Source organism: Kineosporia rhizophila, assembly GCF_021277265.1.
Taxonomy (GTDB): domain Bacteria; phylum Actinomycetota; class Actinomycetes; order Actinomycetales; family Kineosporiaceae; genus Kineosporia; species Kineosporia rhizophila.
Window position 1 is genome coordinate 1 of the sequence record NZ_JAJSOH010000041.1, and the last position, 16,741, is coordinate 16,741.

A 16,741-nucleotide genomic window follows, 5' to 3' on the forward strand; every position below is an offset into this window, starting at 1 on the left:
TCAAAGACTTCGTCCAGAGTGGGATTGAGGACGATGACCCCTGATTCCAGCTCAACTCTGAGACCGCGCCCTCTCGCCTCCTGGGCCGAGACAACCCAAGCCGGCGTCATCCGGCGCAGTACGTCCGCATAACCAAGATCCGGCTCCCGCCAAACGGTGCCCGCCCGCTCCAGCACGGGCCAGACATAGCAGTTGAGGCACGGCGAATCAGAACTGTCCCCGCCATCGAAACGCAGTTGCACATAGTCGTTCAATACGAACTCGACCGAGTACAGCCGATAACCCACGAGCCGCGACAGCAACTCGTCAGGGATGTAACTGCTCAAACCCGCGCTCCCCCCTCTTCACGCGATGGCGTTCACCCGCCACCAGTCAAGTCAGATCTAAGTCCATGTGAAGATCCAGACCGCCGGAACCCGCCCGGACATTCGTCGTCGCAGCTCAGGCCGTATGCCACAGCAAACACTGGGACTTTCGCACTAGCCACCGCGCTCCGACCAGGCTCTACGCTCAGCCACCATGCCGTCCCTGACAAAACGCACCACCGCTCTCCTGGCCGCCGCGGCCGTCACCCTGACCGCTTCCGCGACTGCGGCCACCGCAGTGAACCGCTCCTCCGCCGACACCCCCGCGAAGTCGAGCGTCGCCGCCGAAGGCTCACCAACGTCCTCAGGTGTTTCGGTTGCCTCCCAGGCCGCCAAGAAGAAGGACCTGATCGACGGGCCCAAGAAGGGCGCGGCGCTGTGGAAGCAGGACGGCATCACCAAGAGCCTGAAGAACTCGAAGGTGTCCTGGTACTACAACTGGTCGCCGGTGCCGGCCGGGGTGAAGGCGCCCAAGGGCGTGGACTTCGTGCCGATGATCTGGGGCGCGGACTCGGTGACCAAGTCGAACCTGGCCAAGGCCAAGAAGAACGGCAACACGCTGCTCGGGTTCAACGAGCCGGACCTGGGCGAGCAGTCGAACATGAGCGTGGAGCAGGCCCTGGACCTGTGGCCGCAACTGCAGAAGACCGGGATGCGGCTGGGCAGCCCGGCCGTGGCCTGGGGCGCCGACCAGGACGGGCAGTGGCTGGACCGGTTCATGAAGGGCGCCAAGCAGCGCGGTCTGCGGGTCGACTTCATCACGCTGCACTGGTACGGCTCGGACTTCCGCAGCGCCCAGGCGACCAAGCAGCTGAAGCAGTACGTGACGGCGGTGCACAAGAAGTACCCGAAGAAGCCGATCTGGATCACCGAGTACGCGCTGATGAAGTTCGGCACCGGCGACCGTTTCCCGGCGCCGGCCAACCAGGCCAGCTTCGTCAAGAAGTCCACGGCCATGCTGAACAAGCTCAAGTACGTGGAGCAGTACGCCTGGTTCGCGTTCCCGACCTCCACGAACGGGCAGGACGAGACCGGCCTGTACCGCCCGGGTGGGGCGATCACGGCGCCCGGTAAGGCGTACCGCGCCGCTCGCTGAGCTTTACTTCAGGGGCAACTGCTCCCGCTGAAGAACGGCTCCACTCGTGATCCTTGAGACCGCGCCGGCCGCGGTGACCTGGCTCGTCCTGGTCACCGCGGCCTTCTGCGCAGGCTTCGCCAAGACCGCCGTGGGCGGGATCGGCCTGTTCACCGTTGTGCTGGCCGCGCTGGTGATGCCGGCGGCCGAGTCGACTGCGGCGGTGCTCCTGCTGCTGATCATTGCTGACGCCTGCGCGGTGTTCCGTTACGGACGGCACGCCGACTGGGCTCTGATCCGTCAGGTCGTGCCCGCGGTGATTCCGGGGTTGCTGATCGGCGCGGTGCTCCTGGCGGCTCTGCCCGACTCCCTGCTGCGGCGTCTCATCGGGGGCATTCTTCTGCTGATGGCCGCGCTGCAGCTTCTCCCCCGCACGCCGCAGCCTCCCCGGGGTGCGGCGACGGTGACGGGGCTAGGGGCGGGCGCCTGCACGATGATGGCCAACGCCGCCGGCCCCGTGATGACGCTGTACCTACTGGCCCGGGGGCTGGACAAGCAACGGTTCCTCGGCACGTCGGCCTGGTTCTTCGCCGGGGTGAACCTGTGCAAGGTGCCCTTCACCGCTGGGCTGGGTCTGTTCGACGGGCCAATGCTTTTACGGACGCTGGTGCTGGCCCCCGCTGTTCTGCTCGGTGCGTTGGTGGGCGTCAAAGTGGTGAACCGGCTGCGTCAGAGCGTGTTCGAGAGGGTGGTGCTGGGCGCCACCGCGGTGAGCGCTCTCACCCTGATCCTGCTCTGAGCCCGGCCTTTCCTGGAGGCCGGGCTCAGACGAGTCAGGCCCCTGGGTACTGGAACGGGATGTTCCCGCCGACGGCGATGTAGGCCAGTGGCAGGCTGAGCGCCGTCAGCGTGCCGGTGAGCACTTTCTCGAACTTGCCACCGGTCTTGAACCCGGCCCCGATGCGTCGGCTGTTGCCGGTCAGCGTGGCCAGGGCGAACGGGATGCCGCCGAACAGGAAGTCGGCGGCCAGGTGTGAGCCCCAGGCTGCCGCCGCGGCCATCAGGAACCAGTCGAGGTCGGGGGTCAGCACCAGACTCAGCCCGTACAGGACGGCGAAGACCAGCTCCGGCATGTGCGTGGGCCCGCGGTGACCGCCGGGGATGATCTTGGCCATCACCCCGCCCTGGTCGGCGTCGGGCGACCAGTCGTCGGCGCACATGCTCGAGGCGACGACCGCGCCGGCCACCACGTGCTGCCAGCCCAGATGCCAGTCGCCGTAGAGTTGTTCATAGGAGCAGATGCTGAGCCAGGTCGCCTGTGCGGCGGCCTGGTGGCCGAGCCTGTTCATGTGGTGCGAGGTCTCCGTTTCCTGGTGAATCTCCACTTCTTGATCACGTGGAGACCGTCAGTGCACCAGATGGGCGTTCTGCCCCGGTCATCGGGGTCGGGTCCGGACCGGCGGTCACCGGAACGGGGGTTCAGCGACCTTGCTGTTCTCCCCGCAGGCGATCGACTGAGCGCGACGTACCTCGTCCGCCCGCTCCGCAAGGTCCTTGCCGATCAGCACGTCCGGGCCATTCGTGGCCCGCTTGCCGTCCTTGTCGAGCTCGACCGCCCGGCGGGACACCTTGTACGTCTGCTGGTCCGGGTCGTACTCGGCCCGGTACCCGACCAGGATCCGTTCGGAGCCGTCGCCGAGGCAGCCCACCCCGTCACCGGTCATGTCGTAGCCCAGATCGAACAGGTACGGATGCCCCTCGGCATTCGTCGTGGCCACGATGTAGCAGTTGACCACGCTGTACAGGGCCGCCGACCGGCCCAGATCGAGCAGGATCACGGCCGATCCGTCTCCCAGGCGCCCGGCCAGGGCGTTCACCCGGTCACCGACCCGCTGCTCCAGCGCGCCTGCGTCCCACTGATTCAGGACCATGGAGAAACTGGCCCCGCTGGCCGTACTCACCCCCAGCAGCCGCAGGCCCTGATCATGGGCCAGCCACAGCTCGTCGGCCTCCCCGTCATCGTCCAGGTCGTCCGTGGCGACGCGGTTGGAGTCCTTCGGTACGGCTGCACCACCGGCCGGGCAGCCAGGCCCGGCACCGGCTGACGTTCCGAGGCCGGCCGGGCCGGCCGTGCCCTCGACGGCAACCGCGTCGGCCGCGTAGGTCTCGTTCGCGCATCCCGCCAGGGCAATGACCCCCGCGACCGCCATGGCCGCCCCCCGGGCCAACGGGCCGAACCAGGAGCGTCCTCCGCCGGTTTTCATGACCATGAACCGTTGCTCATCCACTTCTGTCCGCATCCCGTCTTGCACCAGTTCGTCATCATGCTCGAAGGCCCACATGCCTCAGTCAGTAGTCCCTCATCTGGCTGTCAGGCGCTGTCCCCCAGTGAGATGCCACGACAGACGAGTTTGTTCGATACTCGTGCAGCCTTCTGGTCCGTCCTGAGCACGGTCGACCGACGCTCCGGACGTGTAGGCAATATCAAACCTCCCTCAACTCTTTCCAACCCCGTTGTGCTTCTTGTCCCAATTCGTCACGGTGGAAGTCGTGACGACAACGGTGGGATCAGAGACCGAAGCGGATCTTGTGAACCACTGGCTCGACACCGGGGGCATACCGGTGATCGGTCACGACGGGTCGAAGGTCTACCCCCGGCGGGCAGATCTGCGCAGGGCCGAGGCCCGGGCCAGCGCGCGCCGCCGTTCGCACAGTCTCCCCGCCGACAGCCGCCGCTCCCCTGCGATCGCCGCCCACGAGCGTCCTCAAATTCCGCTGGCCGCCCCTCGCGGGGGTGCCTTCCGCTCTACGCCCGCCCTCGCCGACCCGACGCCGGAATGGGGACTCGACCTCACCCGTCCTCAAACGGCTCCTGCTGAGTGCGTCGACGCGCAGCGGGCCGGGCACTTCTCGGGAACGGCCACCCGCCTGCTGGTCATGGCTCTCGTGGTGGGTGCGGAAGGGGCTGCGGTGGCTCAGTTCGCCGGTCCCACCGACACCGACAACGGGCCCACCACCGCCACGTTCTCGCTGGAGGACCTGCGGGATACGGCTGAGGCCGAGCGTCGCGCCGCCGCGTTGCGCCAGGTTCAGACGGCGGAAGCCGAACGCCGCAAGACCACGGCGGTCGCTCTGGAGAGCGTGAAAGAGGCCTCACCGGCCAAGGCCGAAGCTGCCCTGGACCAGGCTCACAAGGCCAAGGCCGCGCAGATCCGGCACCTGAAGGCGCAGGCCAAGGCCAAGGCGGCCGCCCGGGCCGAAGCCGCTGAGGCTGCCGAGGCCCGCAAGAAGGCTCAGGCCGCGGAACGCCCGGCTGAGACCACCGCGCCGACGAGGGCCGCCGCGAAACCTGCGCCGAAGAAGGCCAAACCCGCCGCCAAGCCCCCCGCCAAGCCCACCGTCAGGTCCTCGCCGAAGGCTGAGAAGCCCAAGGCCGAGAAACCGAAAGCTGAGAAGAAGAAGGCCAGCACCTCCAGCCGGAAGAAGGCACTGGCCAACGCTCGCAAGAACCCGCGGGCCGCAGCCAAGGTGCTGCTGGGCGATCGCGGCTGGTCGTCGAGGCAGTACACCTGCCTGGACTCGCTGTGGAACCGGGAGAGCAACTGGAACTACCGGGCCAAGAACCCCTCGTCCGGGGCCTACGGCATCCCGCAGGCCCTGCCCGCCACCAAGATGAGCTCGGCCGGCTCGGACTGGAAGACGAACCCGGTCACCCAGATCCGCTGGGGGCTCGACTACATCGCCGACCGCTACGGAAGCCCCTGCGGCGCCTGGAGCCACAGCGAGTCACACGGCTGGTACTGAGGCCTAAGGCTGCACGGTGAGGAACAGCCAGGCGCCCAGCAGTACCAGGTGCACGAAGCCCTGCAGCGTGTAGGCCCGGCCCTGCACCACCGTGAACGCCGTGACCACGATGGTCAGGGCGAACAGGATCATCTGGGTCGGTTCCAGGCCGAGCTCGAGCGGGCCGCTGATCCAGATCATGGCCAGCGCGACGGCCGGGATGGTCAGGCCGATCGAGGCCATGGCTGAGCCGTAGGCCAGGTTCAGGCTCAGCTGAACCCGGTCGCGGGCAGCATTGCGGGTGGCCGCGATCGACTCGGGCGCCAGCACGAACAGCGCGATCACCACACCGACCACGGCGTAGGGCAGACCCAGGTCGGCCACCACGTCCTCGATCGTGGGCGAGAGCAGCTTGGCCAGCCCGACCACGGCGACCAGGGAGATCACCAGCAGGCCCAGGCTGGTCCAGGCCACCGAGGCCGGCGGCGGGTCGGCGTGCCCGTCCTCGTCCAGGTCGAGCAACCCTGTGACCTGCCCCATCTCGTCACTGGAGACCGGCAGGAAGAAGTCCCGGTGGCGGATGGTCTGGGTGAACACGAACGCCCCGTACAGGGCCAGCGAAGCGACCGCCGCAAAAGCCAGCTGAGACGTGGAGTACTCCCGGCCCGCGGCCGAGGTGGTGAAACTGGGCAGCACCAGCGCCACACCGGCCAGCGTGATCACCGTGGTCACGGCCGAACTGGTGCCCGAGGCGTTGAAACTGACGATGTGATGCTTGCGCGCCCCCACCAGCAGCGACAGCCCCACGATGCCGTTGAACGTGATCATCACCGCCGCGAACACCGTGTCGCGGGCGTACGTGCTCGCGCCCTTCCCGCCGTCGCTCATCAGCAGCACGATCAGCGCGACCTCGATGATCGTGACGGCCACCGCAAGGATCAGTGACCCGAACGGCTCCCCCACCTTGTGGGCCACCACCTCCGCATGGTGCACAGCGGCCACGATCGACCCGATCAGAGCCAGGGTCACGATGACCAGGGCTAACCAGTTGTCATGCCAGAACCAGGTGATGGCCAGGATCACGGCGGCCACCACGGGAGTCAGCAGCGGCCACTGCAAGCGTTCACGGATAGTAAGGGAACCCATGGCTCTAACTTACCCAGAGCGACCACTTCCCGCGTGCTGGGACTTATGTGCCGGCTGTGGCCGGCGGGCTCAGCCCAGGTGGGGCATGTCGGCGCCCTGGAGCCAGAGGTCGACCCGCATCCGCATCGACCGGTCCATCCTGAGGTCGGCGAGCTGATCCGGGTCTACCCACCTGACCTGGCTGGACTCGCTGGAGGGCGTGGGCCGGCCACTGATGTACGCGGCAGTGAAGACGACGGAGAACTCCTGCCTGACCTCACCGTTGCTCGTGTACTCGATCAGGTGCTTCGGGTCGGTGAAGATCCCCAGCAGGCCCGTGACCTGGCACGTGACGCCCGTCTCTTCCAGCGTTTCCCGCACGCCGCAGGCGACGATGCTCTCGCCCAGATCCATGCCGCCGCCGGGCAGCGCCCAGTTGCCGTTGTCGGACCGGCGGATCAGCAGAACCTGGCCTTGATCGTTTGTGACCAGCACGTTTGCCGACGGGACGAGGCTGTTGGGCCTGGGCGCGGCCGGGTCGTCGTAGTGATCGATGCGGCCCACTCATCCCCCAATGACCGCTTCGCCCCGGCTCGGCGGGGCCGTGTCAGGGCGTGCAACAGCCACCTCTCGTTCATGCTAATCTTCTACACGTTCGAAGGGAACACCCCAGAGAACAAAGTCCGGGTGGCGGAATAGGCAGACGCGCTAGCTTGAGGTGCTAGTGCCCTTTATCGGGCATGGGGGTTCAAGTCCCCCCTCGGACACGTAAGTGGGACATGAGTCAGGGAGTATCGAGGCCCTGACCAGGCGGTTCTCCTGCTCGTAGCAGAGATGAAGGCCGAGCTGCAGATAGAGATCAGCACGATCTCGCGGCTCGGCCTTTTTCAATGCCCGCGACAGCGAACCCAACTCCTCAACGACCTGCAGCAACTCTTTCTTACTCAGTTCGTTGGCCGGTTGAAGCTCCTGCAGTGCGACGGCCATCCGGGCACGCTCAGCAACAACCTCACTTGTCCATGTCGCCATCAGCGCAGGGTCGGCCCCGGCCTCTAAGGCCTCGCGGTACCGGGCAATCTTGGTCTCACACGCCTGCAGCTTCTTCCGGAGGGTCTCGCGACGCCTTTCGCAAGGGCCCTCGACCACGACGCATGCGAATGTGCTGCGCCTCGTCTGCACCGAGAAGGGATGCGCAGTAGCACCCTGAGGGTGAGTTCGGGAGGCTATGCGCGTAACACGACCTCGGCGTCGTCGCCTGAACGGTGCCTTCCCGCCCGCAAACGCGCCTGCAGGTGATCGTTGCGCTGGCTTCCATCCGCTACTGCCGCCTCCCGTGCCACAGGGCAGCCTCGTGGGGATCCCGAGCATCAGAGCGTTGTGGACGATGATCGCATCGTGCTGCCCTCCCTGTCGGAGCTGGCAGTGTGGCCGTGCGGGCAGATGGTGCAGGTGATTCGCATTGGTTGGCAATGGGTCACAACTCGACCGGCTAGCCGATGGTTTCCGTGGTGCTGCACCTGGATGCTGCAGGAACGTGATCTTGACTCGAAGGAGCGCTATGGCCTTGCCGCCCCGTCCTGCTTCAGCGCCACCTTGGCATGTCCCGGCCGTGGCTGCGTTGTACATGGCTGCGCAGGGACGGGCTCAACCTCGTCATCTGGTTGAGCAGCTCGTTCGGGACTTCAACCCACAGATTATGGACATGGTAGTGCTGACCTGGATCGATCTTTGTGCGGATGAAAGCAAACCCGATGAGTTCGCCATGGCGGATGACACCCCCGAGCCGATGAAATGGGCTGCGCGGGTGGTGTTTGCGCGCCTGGTCGGTGACGAACTGAACTGGAATGCGCTATGGGGATTGAGTTGTGATCCGGATGAGTGGATCGAGCGCTGGACTGCGTTGCTCCGGTTCTGCACCCATCGACAAGAGTAAGACGACCTTGGTCAGTTGGCTGACGGAGGTATTCCTGGGGCCCAACTGCTGACCGGAGAGTTCCCAGCCGACAGCCTTGCCGTCTTTGAGCGCCAATGGATAGCTGGCGGAGACGCCCTGAAACTTCTTGTGCTTCTGCTGGGTGTGGTTAGCGAAGCCTTCGGGTCGTTCTTGGCCCAGGCGGTCTTGATCTCGTGCGTGCGGTCCGCGATTCCGGAGCGGTGGCCGTGCAGGCCGGGATGGTCAATGCCCTCTTGCTGAACCGGGCCAAATTCTTTCGTTCGGCGGGGCTAGCTTCAACGCATGGCTGACGATGAGGGAGCGCCCAAGGGCGACGACAACGAAGACACCGTGGTTGGAAGGAAGGGGCACAAGCGCCCGCTCGACACGGCTTCCGGAGAACTGCATGCGTGCCCCATTTGTGGGTTCGAGCATTCAGGGGGCTAACCCGCAGCTGGGGGCCGCGATAGCGATCGGTCCTGCTGGACCATCAGTGCGCTATGGCCGGTTGAGTTCTGCGGCAGGATGCTTCGGAGGCGGCGGGCGTCTTGACCACGGGGGTGGCACGGATGAAGCGTCGTGTGCGGCCGCAGCGGTCTGGGATGGTGCGGCTGATCGGGCTGCTGCTCGTGGCCGCTGTGGCCTCGCCGGCCCTACTGCTCGCTTTCGCCCAGTGGGATACGAACTGGAATCAACTGAGCGCAATTGGGCAGGCGTACGGTTTTGCAACGGTGCTGCTGAACGGAGTTGCACTACTTGGCCCGGTGCGGACGCTGCGGCATCAGGCCCGGCAGCCTGAAATTTCGGTGTATCTTGCTCAGCGGCAGATTCTTTGGGAGATCGCGAAGGCGGAAATGGACGACGTCCGTTTGCTCCGCACCGGACGAGCTGCCTTTGAGAATGTGGACTTGGCGCGGTGCACGATTCACATCAACCAGTACTTTAGCTTCTGCTTATGAACTGGCGGTTCGAACTAATTGGGGAGCGAGAACTGGAGGACGTGGCCGCATACAACTTCCGGTCTCCGGTCGCGGCCTATTGGTGGCAGACGCGCAGGGCCTTTGGGAGAAGCATACTGAGGCTGAGTTCGTGGGAGCACTCGATCGAGGCATGCTTGCGGTAGCGGAGGATCCCGAAAAGTACAGGCATAGCACGAATGTGCCTGACGGGTCACACAAGCTGCCATCCGGCTCTTGGCGACATCAACCCAGGATGGTTCAAACCTTGCCCGGCAACGTGCGCCGAGGTCGCGGAAGCCGCGACCGAAGCCGCGCGCGCTGCGGCGGTGAGTGGCCTTGCTACTGACTGGTCACGGAGTTATTGGCCGGGTGTCTGGAATGGGGAAAACGGGCGCTACGACCTGACAGTCAACGCAGCAGCGAACGTGGTTGTTGCCGTAGGTGCTTGTGGGATTGGGTGCTGGGCGGGTGTAGCGCCGAAGCTGGGAACTCTGAACGTGGCAGTGACTGTCATCGGATCATTTCTGGCTAAGGGTGAAGTCGTCACCCAGCAGCAAGCTCGAAGCCCAGGTAGAAGAACACCGGGATGGAACAGCCGGGGGCGGGACCGTTCCCGGCGGGGCATCCACATCACGATCATCAGTTGCACAATACCCCGCGCGCGAACAGCGTCAGCATCGCGGCCGCCCGTGCCCGGCGCAGCCCAGCGTGCGGCCCTCGCCGATTCTTGAACCGGAACTCTCTCTGCTCCGACTCGACTGGCTGTTGGGTCATTCACTCATCCAGCTGCTCGACCCGGCTGTTGATCGTGGGCTCATACGGCAGCAGTCGACTGAGCTGAGTTGGCCACTCGGGCATTGCCCTGTCGGCTCAGAAGTCTCTGGCCTGGCTCAAGAGGGACTCAGGGCATGCCGTACATAGCCGCTCGAGCCTCAAGCCTCCTTTTGCTCTGCCATATCTGTGGAGTTGGGTGTAGTTCAGTGCAACGCCGTGGGCGCCAGCGGCGTTCTATGCGCACCCAACCCTCGGACGCGAAGGACGATCACCCCATGCCCTCCCCAGATGCCGTCTCTGCGGTCGCCGACGCGAGCACAGCGGTCGTGGCACTGGCCGCACTCATCGTGGCTGGCTGGGCAGCGAAGGCGACGGTGCAAACCAACCGAGCCCAACAGCAGACTCTGACGCTCCAACAGCAGCAGCTCGCCCACCAGCAGGAACTAGAGCGGGAGGCGCGAGAACAGCGGCGACGGTCCCAGGCCGAAATGATCGGCGTCTGGGCGGACCACGACTTCACGGATGTAGACCCTGCATCGGAGTACGGGGAAATCTTCGCCGCCGTCCGAGTTCATATATCCAACGCCTCGCCCGCTCCTATATACGGAGTGATCGTTGAAGAACGACACGGGACCGGCGCCCGCAATGCCCTGGCTCGCATCGGTGGCGTAGCACCATCAACCACCGAGTCTGGAGCTGGTCGTTTCGCCAGCGCGTTCTCTTTACGGAACTAGACCGAATGCCGCTGCTGTATATTACTTTCATGGATGGTCAGGGAAATACCTGGTGTCGCTCCAGCCGAGGCGAATTGTTGACCAGTAGGGAATACGAAGAGCGCGAGGATGCCCTCTTCGTAGCTTACGAAGCTCAGCAGCATGACGAGCCCTATGACCGGACGGTAGACCGCGAAATGTTCGTGGCTGACTGGATGCCCGAGATCAAGAAGCCTTGATCTCGGGCATCCAGACCCTCAAGCCCTCTCGCCTGGTCCGCTGATCCGCGCGGACGAGCGGACCACAATTTGCAGGGTTCTCCCGCCTGGCCTACACCGAGCACCTGCCCGATGAGAAAGCCACCACGGCGATCGCTTTCATGGCGCGAGCCCGTGCCTTCTTCGCTGCGCACGGCATCCAGCGGATCACCCGAGTCGTCACCGGCAACGGCTCCTGCCACCGATCCGGCGCATTCCTAAGAGCCATGAACAACCTCGGCGTGAGCACCCATCAGCGAATCCGGCCGTTCACGCCCCGCCACAACGGCGGGGTCGAGCGCTACCACCGAATCCTTGCCGGGGAATTCCTTAACGCCTGTGTCTGGACCTCAGAAACCCATCGGGCGCAGGCGGTTGGCATCTGGCTGACCCACTACAACTACCATCGAGCCCTCATCGCTGCCGGAACCAACCCCCAGCCAGTCGCTTCCACACCGGCGTCACCAACGTCATGACCGGAACACCGACCGCTGTCGTTGGGCTTCCGCTTCCAAGCCCCTCGGCAGCACGCCCGGAGCGAGGCCTGGATCGTCGGCTCGGGCCGAATCAGCCGGTGACGCCTGGACTGTGCGCCTCTTTCCTATCTCCGGACGGGCTGCCCCTTGCTTAGGACTCTTGTCGTCCTTCCGACGGTAGATCCCGCTCCGATCAAGAATCTTGGGTGCCTGGTCGAACTGCTGCGGTTCGCCACCGTGACCAGAGCCTCAGGCCCAAGGTGACCTCCGATTCGGAGGGGGACTCCGACGTCCCTAATCTCGATAACCCGTCCAGTCTCTGGGCCCGCGTGCAGCGTGAGTGCAGTTCGCAAACGACTTACCCATCCGTATCGACGATTCCCTTGCAGGGAGGTCAATCAAGGGAGGCGTCGTTTGGGAATCGTGAATCTTCTACCGACTGGTGTTTGGCAGAGCCTGCTCAGGAAGGGACGGGCCTCCAGATACTCGCAAGGCCAGGTGCTGATGAGACAGGGGGAACGGGGCACGCACGTACTTCTCCTCACCTCCGGGCTCGTCAAGGTGAGCCGCGTCGAGCCGGACGGCCGGCAACTGCTGCTGGCCGTACGGGGCCCTGGAGAGGCCCTCGGCGAGATGTCCGCCTGGGACGACTCCCACCGGTCCGCCACCGTCGAGGCCATTGCCCCGTGCATCGCCTACGTCCTGTCCGCCGCCCAGTTCCGCCGAGCGGTCCATGAGCTCGACGCTTCTGATGTGCTGTTCCGTCACGTTCTGCAGCGCCTGAGGGAGGGCGAGGACATCCGGGCCGAGCTCGTCGGCCCCTCTGCGATGCAACGCGTCGTCAATGTCTTGCTACGGCTTGCCCACTCTGTGGCTCCGGAGCTGTCTTCGACCGTGACACTGGGCCTTGGTCAGGAAGACATGGCCCGGGCCGCCGGCCTTTCGCGATCGGCTTTCACCGCTGAGCTGGCTGCCTTGCGTCGCTGCGGCCTCGTGAGTACAAGCCGACAGCGCGTCGTTCTTCACGACCTGGCGAAGCTCAGGGCCCTGGCCGAAGAGACTCGCCCCGCGACGTAAGGATGTGACGCCGCACACGCACGGGGCCATGTGTCCACTTCTGGACAGATGGCCCCGCAATATTCCTCCATCGTCGTGAGCGGAAGTTCTCGCCCGACCTCATGGAGCCCCAGACGATGGAAATGCCACAAAGCCGTTCAAAAGCGGTTTCCCTCCCGCCATATCGAGCCCTATTCGCCGTAGATGCCGAGCGTTACAGCGGCAATCCGAGCGTGCGGCTCCCTTTTCTGAAATCGGCACTGGGACGCGTGGTGGAGCAGACGCTCTCCCACCCCTCGGTCGGGAACATTTGGAACCGGTTGCGATTTCGCGAGTCCACTGGGGACGGAATGGTTTTCATGGCCGACCTGGAGGTCCTCCCGTTCCTCATCGATCCGTGGCTCAACCTGCTGCACTTGGCCCTGACCGACATGGACGAAGAAGTTCGTCGCCACAGCCGGGACATGCGGCTCCGACTGAGAGTCAGCATGCATCTGGGGCCCGTGCCCGGAGTCGGCCCCGATGTGCCCGATCCGGCATCAACGCCAATGAACGAGGTCTTCCGATACCTCAACGCGTCACCGACGCGGGACGCCCTTCGCGACAGCAACCCGAACGTCACATTCCTGGCTGCTCTGCTTTCGCAGAGGGTCTTTGACGACGTCGTCGTGGGCGGGTACTCCGGCGTGCACGAGGATCAGTTCACTCCGGTCGTGGCGGCATTGCCGGAGAAGGACTTTGCGCATCCGGCGTGGCTGTATGTGCCGGGTGTTTCGTCGATTGGGCGAGGTACAACATCCAACCCGGAGGACGAAGCGAATCCGCCTTCAACTGCGGGCCATCGATTCGGGGCACCTACCACGAACGTGGCAGGCAACGTGGGACAGAACATCGTGGGGCAGAACTTCAACGCTCCCATCAATCAGGCCCTCAACGCCAATGATTTTTGGACCAACGATCACTCCCGAAACAATGGTGAGGGAAAGCGATGAATCTCGACGACGGCAACTTCGCGGCTGAAACCTCTGAGCCGGCCACTGCCATCTATGGCGACGTTCGTCTGGCCGTCACGGCGAATCAAGTGCACCAGATCGGTGACCGGTACTACGGTTCTCTGACCCGGATGTCCTCCTTGAACAAGGACGCCCTGAAGCGCTTGCAGGACATGTTCGTCCAGCCCCCAGGCTGGGACGAAGCCTGGGCGCGACTGCGTGACCGCCAGGTTGTCGCACTTACCGCCGATTCCGGCAGTGGACGGCGCACCACTGCTATCAATCTTCTTGCCAGTCAGGGCCTGCCGGTCAAGGAGTTGCTGGTCGCAGAGGACAACGATCTGGACCGCCATTTCTCGGCGGATGCCGGCTGCGGGTACATCCTGACGCTCCCTGCGGTGCGCGAGATCCGCATGCCCGGCTTGGTGAACAAGTATCTTCAGCAGGTCGTCGAAGCCGGATCCTCCCTCGTCATCATCGCAACGCCTGCGAACCTGCGGGATCTCGATCGGGAGCTCCAGGACCTCTCCGTGCTGATCCAGCCGGCCAATGCCCGGGACGTATTCGGGAAGATCATCGAGAAATCCTACGATATCGATACAGCCAATCACTGGTTGCGATTCTCTGAGATTCAGGACCGGCTTCGAGGGGCGACACTCGAGGACGCCTGTCGGCTCGCCTCCTTGGTGGTTGCCGTTCTCGCTTCCCAGCATGAAGACCCACTGTCCGAAGTGCTGGGAGCGCACGCGAACTGGCTCGACGAGCTCAAGGCCTGGGAACAGGAAATCGAGGATAGGGAGAACGAAGCCCGCGACCGGGCAACCGTGCTTGCGATCGCAGCCTTGGAGGGCTCATCCCCCGCAGCTGTTTTCGAGGCCGCCTCTCAGCTCATGGACGTCGCGGGGCTGGAATCCCCGCGGGGAGCCGCCCTGGCCGGGCCCGGAATCGACCAACGCCTCCAGCGGGTCCATGCGCGCGTGGACGACCAGAGGGTCACGTTCAATCGCGTCGGCTACGGGCGTTCGCTTCTTGATCGCACCTGGACCGACCGGCCGGACCTGCAGAAGGTCATCGCTCGTTGGCTGAAAGGCATCCAGGCCAAGACCTTCACCGGCGAAGACATCGAACGAGCTGGGCAGACACTTCTGAACCTGGCTGACCGGCAGTGCGATGCCAGCCCCGTCCTGGATCTCGCCCAGGAGTGGGTCCGGACCGACCGGATGGCGTCGGCCGCTCGCCTCGTTTCCGAGGCGGCGACCAGTTCCTCGATTGGGCGGGCCACCCGGAAACGGCTCTACGACTGGTCCAAACTGTCGAACATCGACAACCGGATTCACTTCCTGGTCGCCGAGGTCTGCTCCGGGGACATGGCATTGAGCTACCCGGAAGTAGCCCTGACCCGGCTGCGGCACCTGGCCAACCGCGACGACGACCTCGTCCGGCAGGAAGTCGTCACCAAGGTCCACCACATGGCCTCACACGGAGTCATGAAGTTCGCGCTGGAACGCGAGGTCATCGAGTGGACCGGAGCGGCTGAGTCCTTGCGCGCCCGTTGCGGACGTAAGGCCTTTCTCGCTCTGGCACGTGAGTGGGAGCCGAACAGCATGACGCCCCTCATGGTGGCCCGGGTCTCACCGTCGATCGACGCGACCGAGGTCTTGGGCAATGGATGGCGTGCTGTCCTGCTCGACGCCACGACCCGGGCCAAAGCCCGGGAGACGGCTTGGGGATGGCTGGACGCGGCCAACGAAGGCCGCGCTCCACAGGAGTTGATCGTGAACACGTTCGCCCGGGCCAGCCGAACGACCGGCGATGCGGCCGTCGTCAGCAAGATGGTGCTGGACTGGCCCGGCAACACCAGGAACGTGGTCCCGGGCTACGAAGAGCTCCAGCTGCAGATCATCAAGCTGATCCATCGCAACGATGGGCTCGCGTTCGTGCCCGGGATCACAGGCGGCTCCGGCGGAGAGCACTCATGACCTGGCTCGAGTGGTGGGCGCGCCTGACCCAAAGCCAGCCCTGGGTCCCGGCGCAGCAGACGACGGCCTCGTTCCTGCTGCCCAGCGACGTACCGGATCTTCCCTTCCGGGCTCAGGTCACCATCGACTGGCCAGCGCTTCGTTCCGATGCGCCAGCTGTCGACAGGAGTGAGGTCATCAGACATCTCCGCGTCGCCGCCGGCGCACTGACGGAAAAGTATTCCGTCGTCTTCCGGGAGGAAGCGGAGTACGACCTGCATGTGAACATCGCCAGCCGCTGCGGAAGCTCAGCACCGTGCGCAGTCACCGTTCAGCTTCAGGTGGACGAGGAAGTGCGGCAGGCCGCCCTTCGGCACCAGGAGCTGCGTCGCGCGCAGGTCTTCGAGGAGGAGAAGCAGCAGATCCAGGTCAGACAGTGGGAAAATCTGCAGAAGAATGTTTTTCACGATCCTCTCCGGATCCGCATGTGGTGGCTCAAGGGCGATCCAGAGCGTCTCGAGCAGCTCATCGATGGCGACACGATCTTCGAAAGGGCAGCCCAAGCCCTGTCGCCGCCCGCGAGCCGGCCGTCGGAGGCGCTCAATCTGGTCCGCATGATTGAGTCCTTCTGGTCGAAACTCTCGGATGAGCAGCGCACCTACCTGGTCGTGGATCGGCTGGACGCGGTCTTCCGCAACTTCGAGCAGCCTGAACTGGCTGACGAGCTGCAACACGGGTTCCCCCCAGCCCCCGAGCAAGGAGGCCGACCATGACCGAACCACAGGACGAGTCACTGGAACTGCCTGCCGCCTTGGCCGCTCTTGCCTCATTTCAAGGGCTGACGCAGCAGGCAGATGCAAAGGCCAACATGCTCGTGGCCGTGCAGCTCGGCATAGCCGCGCTCACATTGGCTCAAGCAGAATTGCTCACGGCGGATTTCACTACCCTTCGGACAGCAGTCGCCATCGCATACCTCGTGGCCTTCATCGCCGGAGGGATCGCTATCGTACGGGCCATGTGGCCACGCGTCGGTCTGTATCCGGCGGCGAACCCCTTTTCAGTACCCATACACCATGACCTGCCAACGATGGTAGTGCCCAGCAACAGTCACAGCAGGCAGGCGTGGGAGGTGGCACAGGCCGTGGCGGTGATCGCCCGGCGCAAGAATCGGTTCGTCATGGAAGCGATCCTTTGGGTGGCTCTTTCGGTGGGCTCATGCGCTGTCTGGTTCCTGCTGGCCCTTCTGGGGTTCTGACTCCCTGTGACCTGGTGGAA

General features: G+C 64.6%; 17 protein-coding genes, 1 tRNA gene and 1 pseudogene. 14 read left to right on the forward strand and 5 right to left on the reverse strand.

The annotated features are described in order from the left end of the window. On the reverse strand, positions 1–326 hold a 326-nt coding region (locus LWF15_RS32850), incomplete at its 3' end, for a hypothetical protein (RefSeq protein WP_232814891.1). A 193-nt stretch (positions 327–519) separates the two neighbouring features. Here LWF15_RS32850 and LWF15_RS32855 point away from each other — a divergent pair. Together LWF15_RS32855 and LWF15_RS32860 are read left to right on the forward strand one after the other, a co-directional pair. Then, on the forward strand, positions 520–1,461 hold the full coding sequence (locus LWF15_RS32855) for a glycoside hydrolase family protein (protein ID WP_232814892.1): 942 nt from the start codon (positions 520–522) through the stop codon (positions 1,459–1,461). A 46-nt stretch (positions 1,462–1,507) separates the two neighbouring features. Next, entirely contained in the window at positions 1,508–2,239 is a 732-nt protein-coding gene (locus tag LWF15_RS32860) for a sulfite exporter TauE/SafE family protein (protein ID WP_232814893.1), read from the forward strand. 34 nt (positions 2,240–2,273) lie between these two features. Here LWF15_RS32860 and LWF15_RS32865 read toward each other — a convergent pair whose 3' ends face one another. Then, positions 2,274–2,789: a hypothetical protein gene (locus LWF15_RS32865; RefSeq protein ID WP_232814894.1), complete on the reverse strand. Its 516-nt coding sequence runs from the start codon at positions 2,787–2,789 to the stop codon at positions 2,274–2,276. Positions 2,790–2,903: 114 nt separating this feature from the next. Further along, complete coding sequence (locus tag LWF15_RS32870; protein WP_232814895.1) at positions 2,904–3,710, reverse strand: hypothetical protein; 807 nt, start codon at positions 3,708–3,710, stop codon at positions 2,904–2,906. 280 nt (positions 3,711–3,990) lie between these two features. Between LWF15_RS32870 and LWF15_RS32875 the strand changes: the two genes are divergently transcribed. Beyond that, on the forward strand, positions 3,991–5,244 hold the full coding sequence (locus LWF15_RS32875) for a lytic transglycosylase domain-containing protein (RefSeq protein ID WP_232814896.1): 1,254 nt from the start codon (positions 3,991–3,993) through the stop codon (positions 5,242–5,244). A gap of 3 nt (positions 5,245–5,247) precedes the next feature. On the opposite strand, the gene LWF15_RS32880 is transcribed toward LWF15_RS32875, so the two are convergent. Together LWF15_RS32880 and LWF15_RS32885 are read right to left on the reverse strand one after the other, a co-directional pair. Further along, positions 5,248–6,369: a calcium:proton antiporter gene (locus tag LWF15_RS32880; protein ID WP_232814897.1), complete on the reverse strand. Its 1,122-nt coding sequence runs from the start codon at positions 6,367–6,369 to the stop codon at positions 5,248–5,250. A gap of 69 nt (positions 6,370–6,438) precedes the next feature. Further along, positions 6,439–6,912: an NUDIX hydrolase gene (locus LWF15_RS32885; protein ID WP_232814898.1), complete on the reverse strand. Its 474-nt coding sequence runs from the start codon at positions 6,910–6,912 to the stop codon at positions 6,439–6,441. A 117-nt stretch (positions 6,913–7,029) separates the two neighbouring features. Here LWF15_RS32885 and LWF15_RS32890 point away from each other — a divergent pair. From LWF15_RS32890 to LWF15_RS32940, 11 genes and pseudogenes are all read left to right on the forward strand, one after another. After that, positions 7,030–7,115 (forward strand) — tRNA-Leu (locus LWF15_RS32890). Positions 7,116–7,957: 842 nt separating this feature from the next. Continuing rightward, on the forward strand, positions 7,958–8,281 hold the full coding sequence (locus LWF15_RS32895) for a hypothetical protein (protein WP_232814899.1): 324 nt from the start codon (positions 7,958–7,960) through the stop codon (positions 8,279–8,281). Between the two features lie 569 nt (positions 8,282–8,850). Beyond that, positions 8,851–9,240, forward strand: coding sequence for a DUF6082 family protein (locus tag LWF15_RS32900; RefSeq protein WP_232814900.1), 390 nt, complete (start codon positions 8,851–8,853; stop codon positions 9,238–9,240). A 1,049-nt stretch (positions 9,241–10,289) separates the two neighbouring features. Beyond that, positions 10,290–10,748 carry a hypothetical protein gene (locus tag LWF15_RS32905; protein WP_232814901.1) on the forward strand — a complete coding sequence of 153 codons (459 nt, stop codon included), beginning with the start codon at positions 10,290–10,292 and terminating at the stop codon, positions 10,746–10,748. A gap of 29 nt (positions 10,749–10,777) precedes the next feature. Continuing rightward, entirely contained in the window at positions 10,778–10,966 is a 189-nt protein-coding gene (locus LWF15_RS32910; protein ID WP_232814902.1) for a hypothetical protein, read from the forward strand. Positions 10,967–11,040: 74 nt separating this feature from the next. Further along, positions 11,041–11,456, forward strand: a pseudogene (locus tag LWF15_RS32915) (integrase core domain-containing protein); the annotation flags it as partial. Between the two features lie 427 nt (positions 11,457–11,883). Next, complete coding sequence (locus LWF15_RS32920) at positions 11,884–12,537, forward strand: Crp/Fnr family transcriptional regulator (RefSeq protein ID WP_285620097.1); 654 nt, start codon at positions 11,884–11,886, stop codon at positions 12,535–12,537. Positions 12,538–12,638: 101 nt separating this feature from the next. Next, on the forward strand, positions 12,639–13,508 hold the full coding sequence (locus LWF15_RS32925; protein WP_232814904.1) for a hypothetical protein: 870 nt from the start codon (positions 12,639–12,641) through the stop codon (positions 13,506–13,508). Beyond that, a complete protein-coding gene (locus LWF15_RS32930; RefSeq protein ID WP_232814905.1) occupies positions 13,505–15,487 on the forward strand; it encodes a hypothetical protein in 1,983 nt (660 codons plus the stop codon). Before LWF15_RS32925 ends, LWF15_RS32930 begins: the two co-directional genes overlap by 4 nt. Continuing rightward, positions 15,484–16,239, forward strand: a complete 756-nt coding sequence (locus tag LWF15_RS32935) for a hypothetical protein (RefSeq protein ID WP_232814906.1) — start codon at positions 15,484–15,486, stop codon at positions 16,237–16,239. The genes LWF15_RS32930 and LWF15_RS32935 overlap by 4 nt, the downstream gene beginning before the upstream one ends. Beyond that, a complete protein-coding gene (locus LWF15_RS32940) occupies positions 16,236–16,721 on the forward strand; it encodes a hypothetical protein (protein ID WP_232814907.1) in 486 nt (161 codons plus the stop codon). The genes LWF15_RS32935 and LWF15_RS32940 overlap by 4 nt, the downstream gene beginning before the upstream one ends. The last annotated feature ends 20 nt before the right edge of the window (positions 16,722–16,741 follow it).

Excerpts from the sequence above, each read along its gene's own strand:
- LWF15_RS32855 (WP_232814892.1), top strand. The coding sequence starts at position 520 with ATGCCGTCCCTGACAAAACGCACCACCGCTCTCCTGGCCGCCGCGGCC.
- LWF15_RS32865 (WP_232814894.1), bottom strand. The coding sequence starts at position 2,789 with ATGAACAGGCTCGGCCACCAGGCCGCCGCACAGGCGACCTGGCTCAGC.
- LWF15_RS32870 (WP_232814895.1), bottom strand. The coding sequence starts at position 3,710 with ATGGTCATGAAAACCGGCGGAGGACGCTCCTGGTTCGGCCCGTTGGCC.
- LWF15_RS32880 (WP_232814897.1), bottom strand. The coding sequence starts at position 6,369 with ATGGGTTCCCTTACTATCCGTGAACGCTTGCAGTGGCCGCTGCTGACT.
- LWF15_RS32900 (WP_232814900.1), top strand. The coding sequence starts at position 8,851 with ATGAAGCGTCGTGTGCGGCCGCAGCGGTCTGGGATGGTGCGGCTGATC.
- LWF15_RS32905 (WP_232814901.1), top strand. The coding sequence starts at position 10,290 with ATGCCCTCCCCAGATGCCGTCTCTGCGGTCGCCGACGCGAGCACAGCG.
- LWF15_RS32910 (WP_232814902.1), top strand. The coding sequence starts at position 10,778 with ATGGATGGTCAGGGAAATACCTGGTGTCGCTCCAGCCGAGGCGAATTG.
- LWF15_RS32925 (WP_232814904.1), top strand. The coding sequence starts at position 12,639 with ATGGAGCCCCAGACGATGGAAATGCCACAAAGCCGTTCAAAAGCGGTT.
- LWF15_RS32930 (WP_232814905.1), top strand. The coding sequence starts at position 13,505 with ATGAATCTCGACGACGGCAACTTCGCGGCTGAAACCTCTGAGCCGGCC.
- LWF15_RS32935 (WP_232814906.1), top strand. The coding sequence starts at position 15,484 with ATGACCTGGCTCGAGTGGTGGGCGCGCCTGACCCAAAGCCAGCCCTGG.
- LWF15_RS32940 (WP_232814907.1), top strand. The coding sequence starts at position 16,236 with ATGACCGAACCACAGGACGAGTCACTGGAACTGCCTGCCGCCTTGGCC.